1 protein-coding gene is annotated in these 898 nt (G+C 37.0%); it reads right to left on the bottom strand.

Going from position 1 to position 898, the window contains the following annotated elements; translation table 11 throughout:
• Positions 1-569: TonB-dependent receptor (locus ACS8FD_RS18105; protein ID WP_439276869.1), on the bottom strand; the 569-nt coding region annotated here is incomplete at its 3' end.
• Between the last annotated feature and the right edge of the window lie 329 nt (positions 570-898).

The raw sequence follows: 898 nt of genomic DNA, 5'->3' as shown, positions 1-898 counted from the left end.
GTAGAAACATTGGATTGTTCTACATTATTGCCCTTGGTGAAAATTTGAATAACACCGCCCATGGCGTCAGAACCGTAAATACTAGAACCAGAGGCACCGTATAAAATTTCGATGCGATCAATTTGGTCTGCGGATAACAAGTTCAGAGAAGGGCTGCCTAAGGAGATAGAGCCATATCGTATACCATCGATAATCACCAATACTTGCTTACTATCAAAGCCACGCATATAAAAATTACTGGCTGTACCCATGCCGCCACTTTGGGTAATATTGATACCAGGCTGATTTTTTAGTACATCAGTGACAGTTTGACCTCGATAACGCTGCAACTCTTCGCTATTAATCACCCGAGTCTGAGCAATAACGTTACTGGTTTTAGTAGGCGTACGCGTGGCGGTGACGACGATTTTATCAAGCTCAACTTGTGGCAGCTCATTATTATCAGTGACAGTATCTAGTTCAGGGCTGACAGGTGTGACAGCCATTGCTGTATTTATAGAAAGTAAGCCCAATACGCTTAAAATACTACAACGTAGATAAGTAGATGAAGAAGAGCGTGATAATAACATAATGATTTCCAAGGTTACGAAAGCAAAGATTGAGAAAGAAGTGTTACAAAAAGTAGTGGACAGCTTATACAACGCTTATTATCTATAAAAACGATTACTTTATAAACCATTTAAACCTAATGTTTCCTCATGGTAAGTTGAATGTTTTTCACCATACACTGCGAGAAGTTCATGCAAATACTTCGGCAATATTTTTATAACTCTTTAATAGATGAGGATGACATAGTATAAATAAGAATTAAAAATATAAATTACTATGAAAACGTGCAATCAAAGCCACTAATTTTATGAATAATTGTTATGATAGCGGCAGATATTATCCATTATCA

This window comes from Psychrobacter sp. 1U2 (assembly GCF_051847575.1).
The sequence above is the reverse complement of the archived record's forward strand: the minus strand, read 5'-3'. Positions and strand labels throughout refer to the sequence as shown.